Origin of the sequence: Streptomyces sp. MRC013, from assembly GCF_023614235.1 — a bacterium.
GTDB lineage: Bacteria > Actinomycetota > Actinomycetes > Streptomycetales > Streptomycetaceae > Streptomyces.
Genome location: NZ_CP094264.1, coordinates 1 through 23,282, shown reverse-complemented (window position 1 = coordinate 23,282; position 23,282 = coordinate 1). Strand labels below are relative to the sequence as shown.

Sequence of the window (23,282 nt, the reverse complement as noted above, 5' to 3'; positions counted from 1 at the left end):
GGGGCCGCGTTCGCCGGGCCGGTGGGGGGTGTCGGGTCGGTGCCCGGGCTGGGGTCGAGGGCGGGTAGAGGCGTCTTGGGGTGCGTCCTGTGCCGCTTGTGTCGGCCTGGGCGCCCTTGGCCTATGCGGGCTGCGCCACCGTGTCCGGGCTGCCCCGCGTCCACGCCCGAGGCAGCCCGGTGGCAGCCACTACGGCCGGATGGCGAGGAGGGCCGGGTAACCCTCGGCCTCGGCGTTGACGACGGTCCAGCCGGTGTCCGTCCGCACCAGCTGGGCGCCGGGCCCGATTTTTTTGGGTGACCTCCAGCAGGGTCGTCCCGTCCTCCTCGCCTACCCGGGCCCCGTCACCGGCGGTGAACGTCCACAGCCGGTTGCCGCCCAGCACCGCCACCCGGTCCCCGCCGGCCGGTGCCAGGGCGTCCAGCTCCACGCCGACGTCGGCCTGCCACCGGCGCCGGCCGTCGTCCAGCGAGTAACCGGCCACCCGCTTCGGGGAGGAGTCACCGGGGTCCTGCGTGGCGACGACGAGCACGGAGCCGCTGACCACCGCGCGCCACACCGGACGTGCGGCGAACGATGGCTCCTCGGTGTAGCCCAAGGACAGGTCTTGGTCCTCGGCCCCGAGGGGGATCACCACCGGCTTCGCTTTCGGGTCTTTCGGATCGCGGTAGGCCAGTAGGGCGGCCAGCCCTCGCTCGTCGCTCTCCTCGACCATCAGGACGAACGGAGCGGCCGACACCACTGCGGCCGTGGTCAGGGAACTTTCCACCGGCAGTGGGCTGCGGCCCAGTTCCCGGCCCGTCGCGTTGTCCAGGGTGAGCAGCCAGGCCGAGTCGAAGCCGGTGGAGCCCTCGCAGATCACCACCACCCGGGTGGTGCCGTCGGCTGCGGAGATCGCCGTCGGGACGTAGCCGATGCCATCGGACCGCTTACCGGACGGACGGGGTTCGATGGTCCAACGCTCCTTGCCGTCGGCGAGTCCGAACCCGTGGACGGCGCCTTCGGACAGGGCCACGCCGACATCTCCGTCCGCGGTCAGCAGCGAACCGCCGCCCTCCTGTCGGGCACCGGGGAGTTCCCGCTCCCACCGCACCCGACCGCTCCTCGCGTCGACGGCCCGGACGGAACCGCAGGCGACCTCGTGCCGGGCAAAGGCCACCAGACCGACGCCGTCCGAGACCCGGTCGCTCATCGCGCACACCGACATGCGCACCGGTGCGTCGAGAAGCCACTCGCGTTTCCCGCTGCCGGAGTCGTAGGCGATCAGCGCGTCGGTACGCGCCCGGATGACCGTCTTCCCGTCCTGGACCGTCCACGCGCCGACGCCGTGCACCGAGGAGGGCCGGTCCGCCTCGGCCTGCCAGACGGACCGGAGCACCGGGCCTCGCATCCAGAGGTATGCCTGCCAGCCCGGCCACAGCGCCGCCAGCACTCCCGCGGCGGCCAGCAGGGCGGGCAGCGCCTTGCCGGGACGGACGGCGGTGAACTTCTGCAGGGCGAAGACCAGACCGTAGCCGCCCACGACCGTGAACAGGAAGGCCAGCAGAAGGGTCGGCGTGGTGCCATCGGGACAGGGGGTGTACCGCCCCCCGCAGCGGTTGCCGGGAACGGAGCCCCAGCCCAGCACGTGGAACTCCAGCGCCAGCCCGACCAGCAGCCCCATCAGCACGACGACCAGACCTGTGCGCACCGAGGAGCGAGCCCACCACCGCACATCGCTTCCGGACATGTTCCCCCCGTGGAATCCGCACAGCACATCCGTGCCGCGCCCGCCACTGTACCGACCACCTGACGCTCGGAGGGGGTGGTTGAGATCTGTCAATCGAACAGCGTGTCGAGGGTGGTTGGGGTTACTGGCGGGCTGCGGAGAGCCGACCGTCGAAGGTGACGCCGAAGGCGTTCAGGGCGGCCTTCCAGCACCCGGATCTTCGCGTGGGTCCGGTTGACCGCCCGCCGGCCCTGCGCAGGGGCCTTCCACCGTCCCCGGTACGGGGCGCGGGCCGTGTCGCCGGCGCCCCGGTGTCCCTTGTCGGCCCAGCATGGGGTGCCGGCCTCGGGCAGGGCGTCGAAGAGACGGGCGGCGCGGGGACGGGGCGAGGGCGAGGTGGCGCAGGCGTGCGTCGTCGCTGCTGCCGGGTACGGCGGTGAACCCGAACCGGCCGCGGGCGTCGGCCACGAGGCCGGCGGACGTGGCGGCGGCTCTGCGGGCTTCGGCCCACACCTGCGATTGCCACCGCTTGCGGACTTCTGCGGCCAGGCGGTCGGCCGACTCTGCACCCTCCGGGCGCCGCCACTCGGCGGTCGCGGTGGTGGTCGAAGGGCAGCGAGGGCAAATCGATACCCATAATGCTGTAAATCGGACACGATGAAGGTGCGATGACAGCGCGAACCGGCCAGAACCACGATGAGAACCATCACGATGGATCTGACCGATCGGTCTGATCAGCGTGAAGGACTCGCTTCAGCGGAGATGTTCGGCATAGCGCCCGAAACGTCCTGGAACACGGCGTACGGCGTCAGGAGCGTGCCCTGGCCCGATGGCATCCGAACCCCCGGAGGAACCATGCGACACCCCGTGTCCCGGCTGCGTACGCGAGTGTCGGCGGTGGGGCTGGCCGCGCTGGCGATGGCCGCGCTCCCGCCCCCGGCCGCAGGCGCCTCGACCGACCGCTACGAATGGGCCGCGTTGGGCGACTCGTACACCGCCGGCCTCTTCGTCGGAGCCCCACTCCCCCTGCTGGGCGACCCGTCGAGGGACGGGTGCGACCGGACCACCGGCGCCTACCCCGACCTCGTCGAGCGGAAGCTCGCCGCCCGCCCGCTGGACAGGCCCGTGCGTCTGACCAACGTCAGCTGCGACAACGCCGCCATCGAGAACGTCACGAGCGACAGGCAGCAGCCCACCAGCCCAGTGCGGCCCCCCGCAGGCGATCCCGGCAGGTGGCCCCTGGTGGATCCGCAGATCCGGCGGGCCGGGCTCGGCGACCGGACCGATGTCGTCACCGTCGGCGTCGGCGCGATCGGCCTGCCCTTCGGCGGGTGCCTGGAACTCAGCCTCGCCCACAGGTCGTGCAAGGAGTACTACACGAACCCGCCCGAGGGCGTGGAGGGCCTCGCCGCCAAGCTCGCCGGGATCCGTGACGCATACGGTCGGATGCTCGGCGCGATTCACCGCGCCGCGCCGCACGCCGAGGTCGTCACGATCGGTTACCCGGCCATCCTGCCGGAGCGGGGCAGCGCCTGCAGCGGCGGCCCGACGCAGCTCGGCCCGATCACCCCCGCCGACATCGACTGGCTGCGCGACGACGCCCTGAAGGCCCTGAACAAGATCATTCGCGAGGAGGCGGCGAAGCGCGGTGACCGTCACGTCGACCTTTACACCTCCAGCGTGGGCCATGACGTATGCCAGCCCGAGGACACCCAGTGGATCGAAGGGATCTGCGGCGACGCCGCGCCCTTCTGGCCGACCGTGCCGCCCGCCGGCCTGCCGTTCGACTGCGCCGCCATCGGAAAACGCGCCACGCTGCTCCATCCCAACGCCAGGGAACACGCCAACGCCGCTCCCCTCGTGGAACGCGCCGTCCGCGACGCCCTCACCGAAGGCTGACGACCGCCCCGCGGTTCCGCTCCGCCCGGCCCAGGGCGGGGAGGGCAGGGCGGCGAGGACCGTTGCCGCGACGGAGGAGGGCGCGGGAGCCGACCATGTCGCCTTGAGGCGCCTTGAGGCGCCTTGAGGCGCCTTGCGCCGGGCTGCACCGCGGCCGGCGCGACCGCCTCCGCCACACCCAGCCCCTCTCCGTCCTCCAGACCGGCCCCGTGGCGCAGCACCCCGGCCCGCACGGCCGGACGGCCGGCGAGCTCGCGCTGAGGGACGGCCGGGTTCCGGCAGCCGCGCCGCCGCCTCGGCAAAGCCCTGGTCGGCGAGTGATCTTCCGTGGCGGGCTCGTGGCTTTCCAGGCGGGGGGAGCAGGCCGACCCCTTTCTGACGGCCTCGGCTGAGACACCCGGTGTATCGGGTCAGTCCGGATGGGCGAGACAGGAGATCCCTTCAGCACGGCCAGCACCACCCCGATACCAGCCGGTGACGATCCGGCGCCGAAGCCGAAGCGGCGGACGTTCTCCGCGGAGTACAAGCTGCGGATCGTTGCCGAGTACGATGCCGCCCCGGCCGGGGAGAAGGGCGCGATCCTGCGGCGTGAGCGGCTGTACCACTCGCACGTCATCGAGTGGCGCCAGGCACGCGAGGCCGGCTCCCTGGATGCCCTGGTCGACCGGCGGACCTCGGCGGTGCGGCCGAAGAAGGCGGCCGAGCAGGCCGAGCCGGAGCGGCTGCGCAAGAAGGTCGCACGACTGGAGAGGGACCCGGCTCGCCGGGACGCGGCCCTGGAAGTCACGGGAAAAGCCAACGCGCTCTTGGAACTGCTCTCCGAGAGCGCGGACTGAAGCACGCCGCCGCACCCGTGATCGATGAGGCGTTCGCGGGTGTCCAGGGGCAGTTGGGTACTACGGCAGCCTGCCGGCTGACCGGGCGCTCACGCGCCACCCACTACCGCCGCCTCAGCCCGAAGCCGAAGCCTGCACCGTCCCCGAGACCCGCGCCCGCTTCGGCCCTCTCGCCGGCCGAGCGGGCCCAGATCCTGGCGCTGCTGAACCGGCCGGAGTACGTCGACCTGCCGCCCGCGCAGGTCTGGGCGCGTGAGCTGGACGCGGGGAACTACTGGTGCTCAGAGCGGACGTGTACCGGATTCTGTCCGCCGCCGGGCAGAACGGTGAACGCCGCCGCCAGGCCACTCATCCGGCTAGGGCGATCCCTGAGCTGACGGCGATCAGCCCCTCGCAGGTCTTCACCTGGGACATCACCAAGCTGCCCGGCTCGGACAAGGGCATCTGGTACCACGCCTACGTCATCATCGACGTCTTCAGCCGCTACATCGTCGGCCACACCGTCGAGCGGGCCGAAACGGCTGAGCGGGCCGAGGAGTTGATCCGCGAGACGATCGAGCGCAACGGCATCGTGCCCCAGACGGTGCACGCGGACCGCGGCACCTCGATGACCAGCAAGAAGGTGTCCCAGATGCTGATCGACCTCGGCATCACCAGGAGTCGCTCCCGCCCCAGGGTCAGCAACGACACCCCGTACTCGAAAAGCCAGTTCAGGACCACGAAGGACACCGCCGACCACCCGGAACGGTTCGATTCGCTGGCCCCTGCCCGGGAGGGGATGGGCGCCTTCATCACCTACTACAACCACGACCACAGACACTCCGGGATCGGCCTGCACACCCCCGCCTCCGTCCACTTCGGCACCGCAGAGGAGGTCCGCGACCAGCGGGCCGCCGCTCTCGCCGAGGCATACGAACGCCACCCCGAACGCTTCGCCCGCCGACCGAATCCACCCGAGGTACCCGGCCAGGTCTGGATCAACGACCCAGCGAACCGCCGGCAACCCGAACCACAAGGTTCACAGCACTGCGAACGTCTCATTTGACTTGACAACTACCGACGCGACTGACAGCGGCCGACGAGACACATGGCGCCCCGGAACTCCAACGGGGCGCCACTGGCGTCACCGGGAAGGGCGACACGGCGGTGCTGCTTGCCATACGATGCGGCACCAAGCCGGGACATGAGGATCACGACTACAGCCTGAGCGGTCTGTGGAGTCTTTGAGTCGCCGCCCGGCGTAGCACCCGTCACGGCACGTTGAGGATGTCGTGGCCGCCGATGCGGCGCCAGACGATGTGCCGCTCACCGGCTGACCGGGCCGGTCCGTAGGACCATGCCGCGCGTCCGTTGCCGTCCAAGGAGAGCTCGTAGATGCCGGGGGCGCGGCGTACGCACGCTTGACGCGGAGGCTGGCGCGGAAGCGTCCGCGGCCGGTGCGCAGGTCGGGGACGAGGGCGTCCAGGACGACGCGGCGGAGGCGCCGGCGCTGGGCGGGGGTGAGGTGCTGGAGGTCGGCGGTGAAGCGGGAGCAGGTCTCGAAGGTGGGCACGGTGGTCTCCTTCGGGCAGTACGACGAAGCCCTCGGCGAATGCCGGGGGCTGCTGTAGGGGGTTCCTTGGCGGTGCGGTGCTCGTTCCTTGGCGGGTGGTGATGCTCAGTGGTGCTGGATGGTGTTGTTCGGGTCGGGGTGGGGGCTGCCGGAGAGCGATGACATTCGTGTCCGGCCCGGGGCCGCGTCCCGCCCGGCGGGATGCGGTGAAGAAGGTTCGGCCGCTGCTCCCGCCTGGCGGGACGTCCCGATGATCGGTCTTTTCTTGCAGGTCACAGCGGTGTGGCGTGGTCTGCATGACAGTGGATAGCAGGGTTGTCCGGGCCGGTGGGATGTACCGCTACTACCTGCGCGAGACCGTCGTCGGCGACGGCCGCCGCCCGGCCCGCATGCCGCTGCGCGAGGCTCAGGAGCGGGCCAGTGTCCCGGTCGGGCGCTGGATGGGCCGCGGCCTTGCCGCGCTCGGTCTCGAGCCGGGGCAGGAGGTCACCGAGAGCCAGCTGCGGAACCTGTTCGGCGAGCGGGGCCGCCACCCGTATGCGGACCGGATCGAGGCCGACCTGCTCGCGAAGGGGGCGTCGGCGAAGGAGGCGTTCAAGGCCGGCGCCCTCAGACGTCGCGTGACGGTCACCGGGGTGGACTTCGTGTTCCGGCCGCGGCCGACGATCTCCCTGTTGTGGGCGCTGAGGGACGAGGAGATCCGTCTGGTGATCGAGGCCGCGCACGAGTACGCGATCGAGCGGGTGCTGGAGTGGAGCGAGGACGAGGTCGCGGTGATCCGCTACGGCAAGGACGGGATCTACCGGGTGCGACCGACCGGCGGTCTGGTCGCCGGCCGCTTCCGCCACTACCAGGGGCGCTCCGGCCAGCCCTTGCTCCATGACCGTCTGCTGTTGTCGGTGAAGGGGCAGCGCCCGGACGGGAAGTGGGGCTTGGCTCTGTTTACGTCGCAGAGCAGCGTTACATCAGCAGTTCGGGAGGCACGGCCCGCGCGAGATGTTCGCGACCGCGGGCAGCGGCTCGGTGATGTCGGGAGGAGAGTCGTCTGCCGCTCATCCGGAGTCTGGGTAAAAGCGCTGGTTACGGGCGTGGGTGGCAGCTGCCGTCGTGACGTTGCCGAGTGCCGGCAGGCGCCTCCCGTTCTCATTGACATCGACGTCCCGGTACGGCGGGCGCCTCCCGTAGTCGTTAACAACTGCTGTCGTGAGTCGTCGATAAAGCCAGACCGGGTCTGACGTGTGCGCCGCGGGCGCCGCGTCAGGCAGACACGCCGGATCCGGCATCGCCGTGCTCGGCGTGTCTGCCTGACTGTCTCCAGCATCCGCAGCTCAGGGAGTCGTCAGTTCGTAGAAGCCCCTGCCGAACGTCGCCGCCACCAGGCGGTGCCGTCCCGCGTCGTACTCGATGTCGTCGACCGGGACCTGCGGCATTCCTCGGCCGAGGCGGAGCCAGCGGCCGCCGTGTGCGGTGCTGGTGAACACGCCCTGGTCGGTGGCGATGTAGAGGATGCCGCCCCGTGCTGCGACCAGGTCGTTGACGGGCGCGTCCGGGAGGTTGCCCGACAGGTTCCGCCAGTGCCGGCCGCCGTCGGTGCTGCCGTACACATGGGGGAGCGGGGAGCCGGAGCGGTAGCCGGAGTGTGTGGTCCACACCCGGTTCGGGTTCTTCGGGTCGACCACGACCCGGGTCACCCAAGGTCGTCCCTCGGCCAGTTTCGTCCAGGTGGCGCCGAGGTTCCTGGTGACCCAGACGCGGCCGTCGTCCGTGCCTGCGTAGACGGTGCGTCCGTCGGATGCCGGGGCGATCGAGGTGATGGTGCCGTAGTTGGGGTGGACGGGGTCGGTGCCCGGGCCGCCGGACAGGTCGGGGCTGATGGGCTGCCAGGTCTCGCCGCCGTCCGTGGAGCGGTTGACGACCTCGGAGCCGTAGTAGAGGACCTTCGGGTCGTGCGGGTCGAACTCCATGGGTGTGAACCAGTTGCGGCGCTGGAACGTCGTCCTGTCCGCGAAGTACGTGAGCGTGTCGCCGCCGTCGGTGGAGGAGAAGCAGTTGCCGTACTGGTAGCAGGCGAAGACGTTGTTCACGTCGGTGGGGTTGATGAGGTTCTCCTCGCCGTCGCCGCCGAGGTACTCGTTGAAGCCGTCACCGCCCCAGGAGCGCAGCGAGCCGTTGTCCTGAGCGCCGCCCGAGATCCTGGTGACGTCCTGCGGGCTGATCGCCGCGCTGTAGAGCTGGGTGTACGGCTGATGGCGGGACTTGACCCAGCCGCCGTCGCCGCGCGCGTCGGAGCGGTAGACGCCGCCGTCGTTGCCGAGGTAGACGCGGCCGGGGCGGCGCGGGTCCCACACCATGGCGTGATGGTCGACGTGCATGCTCGTGTCGTCGGCCGTCCAGGTGTCGCCGCCGTCCTTCGTGGTCAGCAGCGCGACCCCGGCCACATGCACGTGCTCGGTGTCCCGGGGGTCGATCCACACCTTGCCGAACCACCAGCCGAAGCTGGACTGCGAGTCGGTGAGGTCCTGGTTGTCGGGCAGACGGGTCCAGGTGTCGCCGCCGTCGGAGGAGGCGTAGAAGCCCTCGAAGGAGCCGTCGGCCTTGTTGACGATCGCATAGAGCCGGTCGCCCGCGACAGCGAGGCCGATCCGCCCCACGCCGGGGCCCTGCGCGGGCAGCCCGCCGCCGAGCCGCTGCCAGGTCTCACCGCCGTCGGAGGAGCGGAAGACACCCGAGCCGACACCGCCGTACGTCCGCAGGTCGGGGCGGCGGCGCTTGTCCCACATCACGGCGTAGAGCCGGTCTCCCTCGACGACGATCTCGGTGGCGCCGGTGAACTCGTTGGCGCCGGCCAGGATCCGCTCCCAGGTGGCGCCACCGTCCTGCGAGCGGTACACGCCCCGGTCGCCACCGCCGTTGTAGAGCGATCCGGCCGCGGCGACATAGATACGGCGCGGGTTGGCGGGATCGATGGTGATGGCGCTGATCGCCCCGGAGTCGCGCAGGCCGATCGGCGTCCAGTTCCGGCCGCCGTCGGTGCTGCGGTACATGCCGGTTCCCTCGTACGTGATGCTGCCGCCGCCCGGATTGGGCTCGCCGGTGCCGACGTACAGCGTGCCGTCCGGCGCGGTGGCGACCGCCCCCATGGCCTGCGTCCAGCTGTCGGGCCACACCGAGTGGAACGTCTGACCGGCGTCGGTGCTGCGCCAGAGCCCGCCGCTGGCAGCCGCCGCGTACAGCGTGTCGGCCCGCTTGGGATCGAGTGCGAGGGACACGATCCGCCCGCCGATGTCGGTGGGTCCGACGCTCTTCCAGCGCCCGCCGACGGTGGGCAGTTCGCGCGCCTGCGCGGCGGCGAGGTCGTGTGCGTGCCGTGGGATCGACTCTCCCGGCAGGGTCTTTTGCATATAGCGGTACTCGGCCGGGGCGGACGGCCCACGGACGGGCCGGTAGACATCGCCCGGTGGAGGCGGCGTCGCGGCGGCCGGTGCGACGAGCAACGCGGCACCGGTGACCGCGGCGAGAACCAGCGAAAGCAGACCTCTGCCCATTGAGCCCGTCCCGCCCCTGCCCATAGAGTTCATCCCACCCATACATCCCATCCCGACGTCATGGCCACTTCAAGCAGCGGCAACGACGTTACGGGAGAGGGGCGTTGAGCTGAAGAGGGCCTCTTGGGGGCTGAGGTGTGGCCCGGCTCACAGCATCTTGCGCTGGACGAGGAGTGAGAGAACGGGCGTGCCCGGCGGCAGAGCACCCAGACCGTCAGGACCCGGTAACCGATGATCGTTGTCGTGGCCGGGCTCAGCGGGGAGCCCGGGAGGACCATGGCGAACACCAGAGCCGCGTCGATGGGGCCGATGCCGCCCGGTGCCGGTAGGGCTCCGACCGCGGTGCTGGCGACGAGGAGCGCAAAGGTCACCTGCGCCCAGGTCAGCGGCAGGCCCAGCGCGAAGCCGACCGAGGCGATCACGCTTGCCCGGAGCAGCGGGGTGGCGGCGGCTCCGCCCCAGAGCGCAAGGACGCGGCTGGGCCTGAGCCGGTAGTTCGCTGGCGGTTGTAGGGCCGGGGGAGGCGGGGTCCAAGGCCGTTGTCATCGGAGTCGTCCGAGCGCGAGCGCCGCGTGCTGCGGGGCTGGTTGCGCAAGCGGACTGCGTCCCAGGCCCCGGTGCTGCGCGCGAGGGTCGTGCTGGCGTGCGCCGAGGGCCGCCCGAACGCGCAGGTCGCGCAGGGGCTCGGTATCTCGCGGGAGACGGTGCGCACGTGGCGGTCCAGGTTCGCCGCCGACCGTCTCGAGGGGCCGGTCGACGCTCCGCGCTCCGGTGCCCCGCCCCGGATCACCGACGAGCAGGTGGAGCCCCTGGTCGCCCGGACCCTGAACCAGGCACCCTCTTCGGGGGGATTCGCAGTGGTCGACGCGGTCGATGGCCCAGGCCGCGGGCATGTCGCAGTCGGCCGTCTCGCGGGTCTGGCGGGCGTTCGGCCTCAAGCCGCACATCGTGCGGACACGGAAGCTGTCCACCGACCCGCAGTTCGTGACCAAGGTCCGCGACGTGGTCGGCATCCACCTGTCCCCGCCGGAGAACGCCCTGGTCCTGGCGGTGGACGAGAAGTCGCAGATCCAGGCTCTGGACCGCACCCAGCCGGTGCTGCCCCTGTCGCCGACGACGCCGGCGCGGATGACGCACGACTACGTCCGGCACGGCACCGCCAGCCTGTCCGCCGCCCTGGATGTCGCCTCCGGCTCGGTCGTAGCCCAGCACCACCGACGCCACCGCCACCAGGAGTTCCTCCGTTTCCTGAAGACCATCGACGCCGCCGTGCCCAAGGACCTTCACCTGCATCTGGTCCTGGACAACCACGCCACCCACAAGACCGAAGCGGTCAAGAAGTGGCTGCTGCGACACCCCCGCTTCCACCTGCACTTCACCCCCACCCCCGCCTCCCGGCTCAACCTCGTCGAGCACTGGTCCGCCGAGCTGACCTGCCGCAAACTCCGCCGCTCGGCCCACCGCAGCGTCACCGAACTCGGACACGACATCCGCCGATGGATCAACGAGTGGAACAAGAACCGCAAACCGTTCGTGTGGACCAAGACCGCCGACGACGTCCGCGGCACCCTCGCCGCGTACTGCACACGAACTGGCGGCTCAGGACACTGACGTTTTCTCAGCGAAATAATCTTCGGGAAGTGGGTTGATCAGGGCGTTAAGGGTTGGGTCGGACAGCGGTGGCCCGGGTGCGGACAGACGTGAAGCCTCTGGTAGGACGGTTCTCACCACAAGATCGTCCGTTGCACCAGAGGCTTCACGTTGGTCACCTATGTTGCCATGCTCGACGTCCCGCGCCACGTGGTGGAATACGTGGCCCGGCTGCTGGCCGGCCACCGCCGCCGGATCGGCACCCCGAAGGGCTCCCGGGCGTTGAGCCCGTTCCGGCAGGCCGTCTTCGTGCTGCGCTGGTTCCGCGAGGCCGGCTGCGTGCACTGCCTGGCCCGCGATGCGGGAATCTCGCAGGCCACCGGCTACCGCTACCTCCACGAGGCAATCGACGTCCTGGCCGACCAGGCCCCCGAGCTGCATGAGGTGCTGGACCGCTGCCGCGCGCGGCAGATGAGCCACGTGGTGCTGGACGGCACCCTGGTCTCCTGCGACCGTGTCGCCGGGACTACCGAGAAGGGCAACGACCTGTGGTACTCCGGCAAGGCTCGGCACTTCGCCGGGAACATCCAGTTCGTGGCCGCACCCGACGGCACCCCGCTGTGGGTCTCCGACGTCGAACCCGGATCCGTCCACGACCTGCGTGCCGCCCGCATCCATGCCCTGCCCGCCTTGTACGCGGCGGCCCGCGCCGGTCTGCCGACGCTGGCCGACGTCGGCTACACCGGCGCCGGCAAGGGCATCCACACCCCGTTCCGTCCGCACCCCGACATCGCTTCCCCGCTCGCGCCGGACAACCGCGCCCACAACCGGCTCCTGCGCGGCATCCGGGCCCTGGGCGAACGGGCCGCCGCTGAACTCAAGCAGCGCTGGCGCGCGCTGCAGCACGTCACGCTCAGCCCCAGCCGGATCGGACGCATCGCCCAAGCCGCACTCGTCCTCAACAACTCATGGAAGTGACAACCGCTGAGAAAACGTCACTAGCCTCAATACCAGTGACTTAAGACTTCAAGTCGGTAGGATGTCTGGTCGGGAGGTGCTGAGATGCCGCGGCCGGGACAGGTTAAGCCGGAGACGGATGAGCGGCTGTCGGATCGCATTGCGGTCGGGCTGCTGACGAGGTCATTTCCGCCGGAGTTGGTGGACAGGGTTGTGGCCGAGTGCGGCCGGTCCGGTCAGCGCAACCGGTTGCTGCCGCCCCGCGTGGTGGTCTACTTCGTGCTGGCGATGTGCTTGTTCTCCGGCCAGGGCTATGAAGAGGTCGCCCGGTTGCTGACGCATGGGCTGGCATGGGTGAAGCGCTGGTCAGGGTCCTGGAACGTGCCGACCACGGCGGCGATCTCACGGGCCCGCGCGAGACTTGGCCCCGAGCCCTTGAAGGCCCTGTTCGCCGAGGTGGCCCGGCCTCTGGCGGCGGAGTCGTCGCCGGGGGCCTTCTACCGCAGTTGGCGGGTGATGGCCGTCGACGGCACGGTGTTCGACGTGCCGGACAGCGAGGAGAACGCCGCTTACTTCGGGCGCCCCACAACACATCGCACCGAGCGGTGTGCGTTCCCGCAGGTACGGGTGGTGGCGCTGGCCGAGTGCGGCACTCACGCCATCACCGCCGCCGCGCTGGGACCTCGCACGGTGTCCGAACCCGTACTGGCCCGGCAGGTGCTCGGCAGCCTGGGGGCGGGTGACCTGCTGCTGGCCGACCGCGGTTTCACCGGCCTGGAGCTGTGGCGGGCCGCGGCGGCCGGCGGAGCGGACCTGCTGTGGCGCGTCCGCGCCCACCAGGTGCTGCCCGTGCGCGAGGAGCTGCCCGACGGCTCTTACCTGTCCGAGATCGTCGCAGCCAAGGACCATCGCAAGCGAGCTGATCCGGAAGTGGTGCGGGTCATCGAGTACACGCTGGAGGATCCCGGCAGGCCCGGTCCGGAAGCCCCCTACCGCCTGATCACCACGGTCCTCGACTCCAAGGCCGCCCCGGCGACGGAGCTGGCCGCCCTCTACCAGGAACGGTGGGAGTTCGAAAACGCGCTGGACGAGCTGAAGACGCACCAGCGCGGGCCCGCCGAGGTCCTGCGTTCACGGTCACCCGGCGGGGTCGAGCAGGAAGTCTGGGGTCACCTGCTTGTTCATCACGCCATTCGCGCGCTCATGCACGACGCCGCCGAAGCGGCCGGCCTCGACCCCGACAGGCTGTCCTTCACCCGCACCATCCGCCTCGCGCGCCGCCAGGTCACCGCGCAGGCGGCCTTTTCCCCTGACCACCTCGCGGCGGCGCTGGCCCACGGACTCGACGAAATAGCGGCCCGGCTCTTACCGCCGCGACGCCGACGCACCAACCCCCCGCGTCGTCAAACGCAAGATGTCCAACTTCGGCGTCAAACGCGACGAGCACCGCACGTGGCCCCAGCCCACCCGCGACCCGGACGACGCCGTAACCATCGCCCCCCACTGGCGCACCGCCCCTATTACCTCATCCTCCAAGGCCAGACGCGTCCGGAATCCTTAAGTCACTGGTATTGTCACTAGCCTCGCGCTTTCACGTGGTGGAGCGTCCGAGACTTGATCAAATAAGCGGAGAGTGCTCCTGACCTGCAACGATGGGATTTGTCTAGGGTCCTGTTGGCTGCACGGAAAGAAGCACTCTCCAGGTGAAGAAGCGTATCGGGTCCTACCCGCGTGTCCGCATCGAGGGCGGCGGCCGGGCGGTGGTCTCGCAGGCCGGGGGCGTGCTGCTGGTCGAGACCGCCCGCAAGTCCGGTTTGGACACCGCGATATCAGCGGCGCTGACGCCGTGGCGGAAGGCTCGGGCGGTGCACGATCCGGGCAAGGTCCTGCTGGACATCGCGCTGTCGGTCGCGCTGGGAGGGGACTGCCTGGCCGATGTCGGCATGCTGCGTGCCGAGCCGGCCGTGTTCGGGCCGGTCGTCTCCGACCCGACGGTCTCCCGCCTGATCGACACCCTCGCCGGCTCCGGTGAGAAGGCACTGGCGGCGATCCGTTCCGCCCGGGCCGAAGCACGCGAGCGGGTCTGGAAGCTGGCCGACGAAAGTGCGCCCGATGCCGACGGGACGGTGACCGTGGACCTTGACGGGGTGCTGGTGATCGCGCACTCCGGCAAGGAGGATGCCGCGCCGACCTGGAAGCGGACCCACGGACATCATCCGTTGATGGGGTTCGTCGACCACGGGCAGGGCGGTACCGGTGAGCTGGTCGCGGCCCTGCTCAGGCCGGGCAACGCGGGCTCGAACACCGCCGCCGACCACATCAGTGCCGCCCAACTGGCCCTGGCCCAGCTGCCGAAGAAGTACCGGCGCGGGCGACGAACCCTGATCCGCACGGATTCCGCGGGCGGCACCCACGAGTTCGTCGCCTGGCTGGCCCGGCGCGGGCGGTGGCTGTCCTACTCGGTCGGCATGGTGATCACTGAGCAGGTTCACCAGCATGTCCTGAAGGTTCCGGCGTCGGCCTGGACGCCGGCCGTCGAGGCGGACGGCGAGGTCCGGGACGGGGCCTGGGTCGCCGAACTGACCGGCGATGTCCTGGAGGGCTGGCCGAAGGGGATGCGGCTGATCGTCCGCAAGGAACGGCCCCACCCTGGTGCCCAGTTGAGAATCACGGACGCCGACGGCATGCGGATCACCTGCTTCGCCACGAACACCGCCGATCGCCGAACTCGAGCTCCGTCACCGGCTGCGGGCCCGCGCGGAAGACCGGATCCGGGCCGCCCGGGCCACCGGCCTGCGCAACCTCCCCTTGAAACGCACCGCCCAGAACCGGATCTGGCTGGAGATCGTGCAGATCGCTCTTGACCTGCTGGCCTGGATGCCGATGCTCGTCCTGACCGGCACCGCCAGGCTCTTCGAGCCCCGCCGTCTGCGGCTTCGCCTGTTCTCCGCGGCCGGACAGCTCGTGACCACCGGCCGCCGGCGGATCCTCCGCCTGGCCCGGCACACTGGCCCTTCACCCGCCACATCACCGCCGGCCTCGAACGACTCGCGCTCCTGCCGAACCCCGGCTGACCAGCAGATGCACCCGTCCCTACGAGAGAACCCTCAGCCGGAGCAGTGGAACCCGGCGTTTACCCGAGACGGGGCTCGGGCCCTCAGCCTGCCCAACTTCACCCTCCAAACGAAGACGGTCCACCGACTCCGTCGGCGGACCGTCACGAAACTTCGAGGTTAACGAATCGACCGATTGACGAGCAAGATCGGCAAGTGACGGCGCGCGACCGGATCGACCCCGGATCACGCCCATAAAACGGTGTCGGAAAACTGATCGGTTCAAGAATTTGAGGAGCACCCTTTTCTGTGCGATCTGGCAGGTGCAGCCACCCCAGGATGACGACGCCGCCGATCTCCTCACCCCCGTCCCGGCCGTACGGATCGGCAGCCCCGTTAGATACGCACGCCTGTCCACCAAAGGGGCAGCTGCTCGACCGGCAGACCCACGCACTCGACGCAGCGGGCCATATCCGGATCTTCGCCGATAAGAAGTCCGGCAAGAACGCCGAGCGCAAGGAGCTATGGAAGACCCTCGACCCCCTCCGCGGGGGGCGACACACTCGTCGTCCCGTCGCTGGACCGACTCGGCCACTCCATCCAAGACCTCATCGCGATCGTCTCCGGCCTGCGCAAGCGCGGCACCGGATTCACCTCGCCGCACGAGGCGCTCGACACGACCACACCCGACAGACGCCTGGTCTTCCACGTGTTCCCCAGCCCTCGCCGAGCTCACCTGCGAACCCGTCGTCCAGAGCACCAACGAGGGCCTGGACGCCGCCCGCGCCCGCGGCGCCCGACTCGGCCGCCCGCCAGCCATGACCGAAGAACAGGTACGCCCCGCCCGCGACCTGCTCGCCCGTCCGGAGAACACCCTCACCTCGATCGCGAAGCCCCTCCACGAAGCTCCTCGGCGTCTCCCGCGACACCATCTACAACCACGTGCCCGAACTGAAGGGCGGTCGCCGCGCGCTCGCCGAGACGACCAACGCGGCAGAACTGCCCCGGCCGTCCAGGCCAGAGAACTGATCACCGCCGTTTGCGGCTGGTGACACCGGTTCTTACCGGCACCCCATCAAGGACCACTACGCGCCGGACACGGCCGGGATACCGGGCGACCAGCCGGTGGCTGCCCGGGCCGCCTGACACGGTCCGCCAGCGGCCTTGCCGAACGTGGACGGCACCGCCACGACGTAACCGAAGTGCCGCTTCCATCAAGACGCGTCCCACCGAGCGGGGCCTGCGGCCGGGACCCCACCCTCAGCCCCCGCGCGGACATCGCCGTGAGCGTTGCGGGCGTCATGGCGAGGGCTTGTGCGCGAACACCCACCGGTTTCCCTCCAACGCATCGTTGGGCTCGGGGAGGGGCCACGCCGGTGCCGGCGGGTGAAATCGAAAGGCGTGTGCATTGAGGTGGACCAGCCCTTGGCCGTCAGGTCGCCCACGGAGTCGGGTCGTGGCCCCTTGTCGAAGAGGTGGAGCAGGTCGATACCGATCTGTTCTCGCGTCGCCGTGTAGATCGGGCTATCACGGTACGCCTGCAGGTCCTTTTTCCAGCTTGGCCTCGAAGGCCAGAGCGCTACCTCCGGCGGTCAGCCTGTCCACCGTGTCGACGAGGTACGTCTCGGCGGGACCCGGCAGATAGAAGAGGAGTCCCTCGGCCAGCCAGACACTCGGTGCGGCCGGGTCGAAGCCGACGGTGGTCAGCGCGCTGGCCCAGCCCCCGCGCAGGTCGACCGGTACCGGGACGCGCTTCACCTTCGCGGCAGCCGACAGGTCCGTGAGCACCCGTTGCTTGAAGGCCAGCACGCCCGCCCTGTCGATCTCGAAGACGACGCAGTCGGACGGCAAATCCAACCGGAAGGCGCGGGTGTCCAACCCCGCTCCCACCAGCACCACTTGGCGGGCACCCGCACCGACCGACCGGAGGAGGAAGTCGTCAAGCACCCTCGTCCGCAAGCCGAAGTAGCGGGCGAACCGCCCCCACAGCGGGTTGTCGTCCCCGTCCGGAACCTGCTCGATGCGCACCGGCCAATCCGCGCAGGCAGGGGCCGCGCGCACGAAGTGTTCCGCGTAGGCGTCCTGGGCCAGGCTGTCGTGGCGGTGGGTCTCGACGGCCCGTGCCGCGGCGACCAGGAGGGCGGTCAGGCCCACACCTCCGTCCACGCCTTCCACGTCCGTGTACTGGGGCGCCGTACCTGCCATGCTTCCTCCGTTGGCGGAAGTGGGAATGCGAGATGCTCACTTGCCGGATGGGGCGAGTCCTCGGTGCCGCCTGCCCCGCTCATCGGCTTGCTCTCTCCGGGAGCAGGACGGGTTTGACCACACGGCCCGCGTCGCAGTCACGTTCGGCCTCGTTGATGCCGGCCAACGGATAGGTGCGGATCAACTGGTCGAAAGGGAAACGTCCGGCCCGCCACAGTCCGATCAGCCGGGGTATCAGCACTCCAGGTATGGCGCCCCCTCGCAGAGGTGGCGAACGCTGCGGCCGCGGTCGAGCGTGCCCGGTTCGAGCGCCAGTGGGGTGTGGAGGCGGGCCACCAGGCCGAGACTGCCGGTGGGACGCAGGGCTTGGAGCGCCTTGTTGATGAGCGGTGGTGAGGCCGTGGTGTCCAGCGCGTACTGGGCGCCGCCGTCGGTCAGTCGCCGGATCCGTTCGGACAGGTCGGGCGAGGCGGCAGACAAGGGGATGGCGCCGAACCGCTCGGCCGAAACGAGCCTCTCAGGATGCCGGTCGACGGCCACGGTCAGTACGCCTGCGGCGGTGGCCGCCATCACCGCGGTCAAACCCACCGCTCCCGCACCGAAGACCACGAGGGTGTCACCGGGACCTGCACTGAAGGTGTTCAGCACGGCTCCGGCACCCGTGAGGGCACCGCAACCCAGAGGCCCGAGCAATTCGAGAGGCAGTGCCGGGTCGACCCGTACAGCGTTGCGAGCCGACACGAGGGCGTACTCGGCGAACGAGGACTGCCCAAACCACCGGGGCGCCAGCGCTTTACCGGCTGCGTCGATGAGCCGCGGCGGTTCCTTGCGCCCCCGAAGAGGTTAAGGGAAGCGAAGGAGTCGCAGTAGGCGGGAGCCGCGCCGCGGCAGGTCCTGCAGTACCCGCAGGAATCGAAGCTCAGCACGACGTGGTCACCGACACCGATCGCGGCGTCCGGACCACCCCCCGTCTGTACCACGACCCCAGCGCCCTCATGGCCGAGGACGGCCGGCACAGGGCTCCGGCCGGCGGATCGCCGGACCGCGAGATCGGTCCGGCACATCCCGGTGCCCGCGATCTCGACCAGGATCTCGCCGACGGCGGGCCCGGTCCGCAAAACCACCTCCTCGACCGTGAATGGCTTCTCGTACGAGCGCAATACTGCTGCCCGGAACCTCATCGTCACGCCTCCTGCGGGCGGTGGACGACAAATGGCCGGAGGTTGCCGTACAGCCCCCACGGCCCGCCCGCGACGCCGACCCCGCTGTCCTTGACACCCGCGAAGGGCTGGGCGAGAGACAGTTCAGCATGATGATTGACCCAGGCCGTGCCGCATTCAAGCCGCTCGGCCACCGCCTCGGCCCGGTCGAGATCGCTACCCCACACGGAGCCACCCAGTCCAAAACCGGTGCTGTTGGCCGCGTCGACGGCTTCGTCGAGGCTCCGGTACGGCAGCACCGGCAGAACCGGTCCGAACTGTTCCCCGGTCACCACCGCACTGCCGGGCGGCACGTCGGTGAGAATCGTGGGAGCGAAGAAGTAACCCGGTCCCTCCCGCCGCCGGCCGCCGGCCGCCGCCCTGGCACCGTCCGCCAGAGCCTGCTGTGTGACTCGCTCGATCCGGGCCAGCTGCGGGGCGTTGTTGACCGGGCCCAGCCGGGTCTCAGGGTTCAAGCCGGGACCCACGGCGACGGCCTTCGCGCGCTGGGCCAGGGCCTCGACGACCTCGGCATGCAACCGGGCGGGGGCGTAGAGGCGCTTGACCGCCATGCAGACCTGCCCGCAGTTGCGAAACGCCGCCCAGAACAGCCGCTCCGCGATCCGGTCCACGTCGACGTCGTCCAGCAAGACGGCAGCGTCATTGCCACCCAACTCCAAAGTGACTCGGGCGAGCGAGGCGGCCGCCGCTTCGGCGACGGCCCGCCCGGTGGACACCGAACCGGTGAAGGTGACGTGGCGGATGCCCGGATGGGACGCGAGACGGGCACCGAGGGGCTCGCGGCCGGTGACCACGGTCAGGACGTCCTCGGGCAAGACGGCGGCAAGAACCGAACCGAGCAGCCGGGTGGCCAAAGGAGTGAACGGAGAGGGTTTGAGGACCACGGTGTTACCCGCCGCAAGCGCGGGCGCGAACTTCGCCGCCGCGAGCTGGAGGGGAAAGTTCCACGGCACGATCGCGGCGACGGGCCCGAGCGACCGCCAGCGGATCTCGCTGCGCACCGGCCGGCCGTCGACGATCCGCCGGGTTCTGGGCGCGAGATCCGCGAAGTAGCGTAGGCGGGCCACCGTACGGGCGACCTCCGCGTACGACTCGGCCAGGGGTTTGCCCTGTTCCTGGGTGAGCAACCGGGCGAGGTCACCGCCGGCCACCTCCACTGCGTCGGCCGCCACGCGCAACGCAGTGGAGCGTGCGACGGGGTCGGCCCGCCAACCGCGCCAGGCCCGGTGGGCCCGGTCGACCACGGCGTCTAACTCCTCCGGCTGCTGATCGGGAACCTCGTCGAAAGCCTCCCCGGTGGCCGGGTCGACCACGGCGAAACGTGCGGCCCGATATCCGGAGACGCGATCGGCCCCAGAGGTCGGCATGACCACGGTCAGTGAAGGGAGGGGACGTCGACGGCGCGCTCTCGGGCGTGCCGGTCCATCTCCGCCCGGAAAGCGGCCACCAGATGCGGCCGGATCCTTCCGGCATTGCGGTCACCACCCTCACAGACCGCTCCCCGTACGCCCACGATGTCCGTACCGATGCGGGTCAGCGGACCGAGGTCGGCCTGCGTGACACTGCCCGCAAGGGCCGCGAGCCGACCGGACGCGTGAGCCAGCCGGACGAACTCGGCACACACATCCGGCGGAACGTGGTCGAACAACCGCGTCCCGTCTTTGACGGCGGTGTCGAGCATGGCCGCGTCGGCGCCGGAGCGGGCGGCGATGTCGGGTACGGCGAGCGGATTGACGCAACCGATCCGGTGGGCGTCGGCATAGCCCGAAGCGACGACGAGCGCGTCCGGACAGTGATCCTTCACCGCCCGGACGACCGCGCGCATGACCTCGATGCCCTGATCAGGCGTCGTACATCCATAAAGACCGACCTTGATGTACGTAGCCCCCGAAACGACCGCGCCGAGCGCAGCCTGCGCCACCGTACCCGGCTTGTACGGAACATCCCCCACAGTCGCGGACACCGGCTTGTCCGCCGGGACCGCGTCGCGGATCTCCCTGATGACCCAGGGAAAGTTCGCGCCCAAAGAACCCTCATCAGGCTTCTTGACATCGACGATGTCAAGATGCTCCGCCGCCTTCACACAATCCAGAGCCTCCTCGACACCGTCCGGGGAAATGAGAAGCAACACCCTGACCTCCTTCGCCGCCAGTCCGCCCGACCGAGGGACAGGGGACCACGGATCACCTGGCTCCTGTGCGCTGCGCTCATCATTTCCATCACCCTCGGAAACCGAAAGGGCGCACAAAGTGCCCACCGGGTGCTCACGCCCACATACAGTGCGCCGTACATACCGGAATAAACCGCCCCACAGGCAACGACCCGTCCAGTCGGCGAACAACTCGTGGCATTGACGACCAACTAACCTCGCGCTTTCACGAAGCGGGCTGCCCGATGAGCGGTCAGATAAGCAAAAAGCGCCTCTTACCAGCAACAACGAGGATTCTCGAAGTCCTTGTTCCTACCATCGCCAGAGGCACTTCCCAGGCGAAAAAGCGTATCGGATCCTATCCACGCCTCCACGTCGAGGGAGGTGGCCGTGGGATGGTGCCCCAGACCGGGACCATGCTGCTGGTCGAGCGGGGCCGCGCTGCTGATCGAGACAGCCCGTAAGGTCGAACTGGATCAGGCGATATCAGCGGCGCTTGCACCGTGGCGGCAGCCGCGGACGGTGCACGATCCAGGGACGACCCTTTCTGGACGCGGCCCTCGCGGTCGTGCTGGGCGGGGACTGCCTCGCGGATGTCGGAACGCCGCGGGCCGAGCCCGGCATGTTCGGACCGGTGGCCTGCGACCCCACGGTCTCCCCGGCCCGTCGACGCCCTCGCCACAGCCGGGCCGAAAACCCTGTCCGCGATCAGGACCGCTCAGGCCGAAGCGCGTCTGGAAGCTGACCGGCACTGCGGCGCCGGATACCGCGGGGGCAGGTGATAGTGAACCTGGACGGGGCGCTCGTGCTAGCCCACCCCCGGGAAACAAGACGCCACCGCGACCTGGAAGAAAACCATCGGACACCATCCTCCCACCGCCCTGCGCTACTTCGCGCTCGACGGAACCGACCACGCCAGCCACAAGGAACAGGGCAGCACGATCCGCCGCTACATCATCTGGCGGAACAAGCACCCCCGCCGACGAACAGCTACACGAAGTCGTTAACAAGGCGAACATTGCCTGATACGCCACTAGTTACAGACACCCCCTCCCGACATCCTGCCGACGCCCCACCGTCTGCCCGCAACCAACCGTCGGCCGGTGTGCGGCCAGCTGCCCGGCCCTCCCCGGTCGTGTCTCGAAATCCCGGCCCCCGGCTCGGCCCACGGGCCGGCCCCACCCCTCTCCTCGGCGTGCCCTTGCCGACGGTGGTGGGGTTGAGGGATACGAGACCCGGCCAAGGTGCTGCTCAGACCGACTCGGGCATGGGCGCGGCCCTCGCAGTGCTCATGCCCGGTGTCCAGGCCTACTTGGCCGGGGCGTGCTCATCGCGCCCCGGCCAACCGGTCCCGCGCCCCCGACCGGGGACGCGGGCATCGCCGCGTCAGCTCTGCAAGACGGTGTAGATGAGGGCGAGGACGGTGGTAGCGGTGGCCATGGCGGTGCCCAGGGCGGGGTTCTGGTAGGCGATCCGCCCGATCGCGATACCGGCAAGAGCGAGCAGGGCGAGAACGGCGAGCACGTACACGATGGACCTCGATGGGATAGCAACCAGTGCGGACAGACACCAGTGAGCCACCCATGACCTGGACTTAGGGGAAACCGAATGACAGCGAACGACTCCGAAGAAACCGGAAGGGCCACAGAACCAGTCGCGGAGTTCGCCGCCTGGATGCGCGAACTCCACCGGGAAGCGGCAAAACCCAGCTACACCGCCATCGTGCGACGGAGCCGAACGCGGTACCCGGATGCCACCGTGCGGGAGAGCACCATCTCCGACATCCTCAGCGGCAAACGACTCCCCCGCTGGGAGACTGCGGAGCCCATCGCCTGGGCGCTGGGCGGCGAGCCCGCGGTGGCCGCCTGCCTGGAACGCTGGAAACACGCCGACGCCGCCCGCTCCACCACACCCACCCCGCCCACGGAGCGAAACAACCAACCGCCCCCGCCTCAAACAACAGACGGATCACACAACCCTGCCCCACCCGCCCCGACCAACCCAAAACGCACCTGGCCCTGGACGCTAACCACTGCGACTGTCGCCCTGCCCCTGCTGGGCTGGGCCGGCAACGCGATCCTCACCGACACCACCGATGCCCGCCCCCAGTCACCTCGGGCACCCCTGGTCCAGAACCCTCCGACAGCGCACCCACCACCCGGTCGACGAAAGCGACCCCCACGAGGAGCGGTCCAAACTCCCAGCACCGCCCTGCCAGCCCATAGACAGCTGACCGCCAAAATGCACCCGATCGCCTCCTCACCGACCGAGTGGACGCCGGAGAAAGACATCGGCATCAACGTCACCGCCCTGAATGAAAAAGGCGTGAGCTACTTCGTCATCACCCCGGCGCGCAGCTGCACGGCTACAGGAGTGGCGATCCGGAGAATCCACCGTCATCACAGGAGAAAACGGCGGCTGGATCCGGCTGATTGTCACCGCCATCGATCCACCCGGCCCCAGCCTACAAAATCTCCCGGTGACCTTTCACATCACCCGTGGAGACGGCGACCCACCCCGCGGCACGAAGGCATGTACCTGACGGACAACAGCGAGGAAAAACACCGG

At 69.8% G+C, this 23,282-nt stretch carries 12 protein-coding genes and 8 pseudogenes; 12 read left to right on the top strand and 8 right to left on the bottom strand.

The features are described 5' to 3' along the window. Window positions 1-121: 121 nt before the first annotated feature. The gene (locus tag LUW75_RS00100) at window positions 122-1,690 is read right to left on the bottom strand and encodes an outer membrane protein assembly factor BamB family protein (RefSeq protein WP_250333779.1); all 1,569 of its coding nucleotides are present in this window, start codon (window positions 1,688-1,690) and stop codon (window positions 122-124) included. A gap of 873 nt (window positions 1,691-2,563) precedes the next feature. Between LUW75_RS00100 and LUW75_RS00090 the strand changes: the two genes are divergently transcribed. From LUW75_RS00090 to mobF, 4 genes are all read left to right on the top strand, one after another. After that, window positions 2,564-3,607, top strand: coding sequence for an SGNH/GDSL hydrolase family protein (locus LUW75_RS00090; protein WP_250333778.1), 1,044 nt, complete (start codon window positions 2,564-2,566; stop codon window positions 3,605-3,607). A gap of 419 nt (window positions 3,608-4,026) precedes the next feature. Beyond that, complete coding sequence (locus LUW75_RS00085) at window positions 4,027-4,443, top strand: transposase (protein WP_250333777.1); 417 nt, start codon at window positions 4,027-4,029, stop codon at window positions 4,441-4,443. Between the two features lie 277 nt (window positions 4,444-4,720). Further along, window positions 4,721-5,488 (top strand): DDE-type integrase/transposase/recombinase, encoded by a 768-nt coding sequence (locus LUW75_RS00080; RefSeq protein ID WP_250333776.1) that lies wholly within the window; start codon window positions 4,721-4,723, stop codon window positions 5,486-5,488. Between the two features lie 803 nt (window positions 5,489-6,291). Further along, on the top strand, window positions 6,292-7,230 hold the full coding sequence (gene mobF, locus LUW75_RS00075; protein WP_250333775.1) for a MobF family relaxase: 939 nt from the start codon (window positions 6,292-6,294) through the stop codon (window positions 7,228-7,230). A gap of 93 nt (window positions 7,231-7,323) precedes the next feature. On the opposite strand, the gene LUW75_RS00070 is transcribed toward mobF, so the two are convergent. Together LUW75_RS00070 and LUW75_RS00065 are read right to left on the bottom strand one after the other, a co-directional pair. Further along, window positions 7,324-9,540: a WD40/YVTN/BNR-like repeat-containing protein gene (locus LUW75_RS00070; RefSeq protein ID WP_250333774.1), complete on the bottom strand. Its 2,217-nt coding sequence runs from the start codon at window positions 9,538-9,540 to the stop codon at window positions 7,324-7,326. A gap of 147 nt (window positions 9,541-9,687) precedes the next feature. Next, window positions 9,688-10,025: pseudogene (locus LUW75_RS00065) on the bottom strand (lysylphosphatidylglycerol synthase domain-containing protein); the annotation flags it as partial. A gap of 54 nt (window positions 10,026-10,079) precedes the next feature. Here LUW75_RS00065 and LUW75_RS00060 point away from each other — a divergent pair. The 5 genes and pseudogenes from LUW75_RS00060 to LUW75_RS24440 all read left to right on the top strand — a co-directional run bounded on the left by LUW75_RS00060 (window position 10,080) and on the right by LUW75_RS24440 (window position 16,095). Continuing rightward, a pseudogene (locus tag LUW75_RS00060) lies at window positions 10,080-11,151 on the top strand (IS630 family transposase). A 150-nt stretch (window positions 11,152-11,301) separates the two neighbouring features. After that, complete coding sequence (locus LUW75_RS00055; protein WP_250333773.1) at window positions 11,302-12,108, top strand: transposase family protein; 807 nt, start codon at window positions 11,302-11,304, stop codon at window positions 12,106-12,108. An 84-nt stretch (window positions 12,109-12,192) separates the two neighbouring features. Next, window positions 12,193-13,398: pseudogene (locus tag LUW75_RS00050) on the top strand (IS4 family transposase); the annotation flags it as partial. A gap of 392 nt (window positions 13,399-13,790) precedes the next feature. After that, window positions 13,791-15,161 (top strand): annotated as a pseudogene (locus LUW75_RS00045) (IS1380 family transposase). Window positions 15,162-15,540: 379 nt separating this feature from the next. Continuing rightward, on the top strand, window positions 15,541-16,095 hold the full coding sequence (locus tag LUW75_RS24440) for a recombinase family protein (RefSeq protein ID WP_349816455.1): 555 nt from the start codon (window positions 15,541-15,543) through the stop codon (window positions 16,093-16,095). Window positions 16,096-16,439: 344 nt separating this feature from the next. On the opposite strand, the pseudogene LUW75_RS00035 reads toward LUW75_RS24440, so the two are convergent. The 4 genes and pseudogenes from LUW75_RS00035 to LUW75_RS00020 all read right to left on the bottom strand — a co-directional run bounded on the left by LUW75_RS00035 (window position 16,440) and on the right by LUW75_RS00020 (window position 20,696). After that, window positions 16,440-17,345 (bottom strand): annotated as a pseudogene (locus LUW75_RS00035) (SAM-dependent methyltransferase). A 79-nt stretch (window positions 17,346-17,424) separates the two neighbouring features. Beyond that, window positions 17,425-18,526: pseudogene (locus tag LUW75_RS00030) on the bottom strand (NAD(P)-dependent alcohol dehydrogenase). A 2-nt stretch (window positions 18,527-18,528) separates the two neighbouring features. Next, window positions 18,529-19,932, bottom strand: coding sequence for an aldehyde dehydrogenase family protein (locus LUW75_RS00025; protein ID WP_250337495.1), 1,404 nt, complete (start codon window positions 19,930-19,932; stop codon window positions 18,529-18,531). Window positions 19,933-19,940: 8 nt separating this feature from the next. Beyond that, window positions 19,941-20,696 carry a (5-formylfuran-3-yl)methyl phosphate synthase gene (locus LUW75_RS00020; RefSeq protein WP_250333772.1) on the bottom strand — a complete coding sequence of 252 codons (756 nt, stop codon included), beginning with the start codon at window positions 20,694-20,696 and terminating at the stop codon, window positions 19,941-19,943. Between the two features lie 413 nt (window positions 20,697-21,109). Here LUW75_RS00020 and LUW75_RS00015 point away from each other — a divergent pair. Together LUW75_RS00015 and LUW75_RS24435 are read left to right on the top strand one after the other, a co-directional pair. Further along, window positions 21,110-21,595 (top strand): annotated as a pseudogene (locus LUW75_RS00015) (transposase); the annotation flags it as partial. After that, window positions 21,590-21,740: pseudogene (locus LUW75_RS24435) on the top strand (transposase); the annotation flags it as partial. The pseudogenes LUW75_RS00015 and LUW75_RS24435, both read left to right, overlap by 6 nt. 360 nt (window positions 21,741-22,100) lie before the next feature. Here LUW75_RS24435 and LUW75_RS00010 read toward each other — a convergent pair. Further along, window positions 22,101-22,295, bottom strand: a complete 195-nt coding sequence (locus LUW75_RS00010) for a hypothetical protein (protein WP_250333771.1) — start codon at window positions 22,293-22,295, stop codon at window positions 22,101-22,103. Window positions 22,296-22,955: 660 nt separating this feature from the next. Here LUW75_RS00010 and LUW75_RS00005 point away from each other — a divergent pair. Continuing rightward, window positions 22,956-23,282 (top strand): hypothetical protein (locus tag LUW75_RS00005; protein WP_250333770.1); only part of this gene is annotated, 327 nt, incomplete at its 3' end.

Excerpts from the sequence above, each read along its gene's own strand:
- mobF (WP_250333775.1), top strand. The coding sequence starts at position 6,292 with ATGACAGTGGATAGCAGGGTTGTCCGGGCCGGTGGGATGTACCGCTAC.
- LUW75_RS00090 (WP_250333778.1), top strand. The coding sequence starts at position 2,564 with ATGCGACACCCCGTGTCCCGGCTGCGTACGCGAGTGTCGGCGGTGGGG.
- LUW75_RS00070 (WP_250333774.1), bottom strand. The coding sequence starts at position 9,540 with ATGGGCAGAGGTCTGCTTTCGCTGGTTCTCGCCGCGGTCACCGGTGCC.
- LUW75_RS00085 (WP_250333777.1), top strand. The coding sequence starts at position 4,027 with ATGGGCGAGACAGGAGATCCCTTCAGCACGGCCAGCACCACCCCGATA.
- LUW75_RS00025 (WP_250337495.1), bottom strand. The coding sequence starts at position 19,932 with ATGCCGACCTCTGGGGCCGATCGCGTCTCCGGATATCGGGCCGCACGT.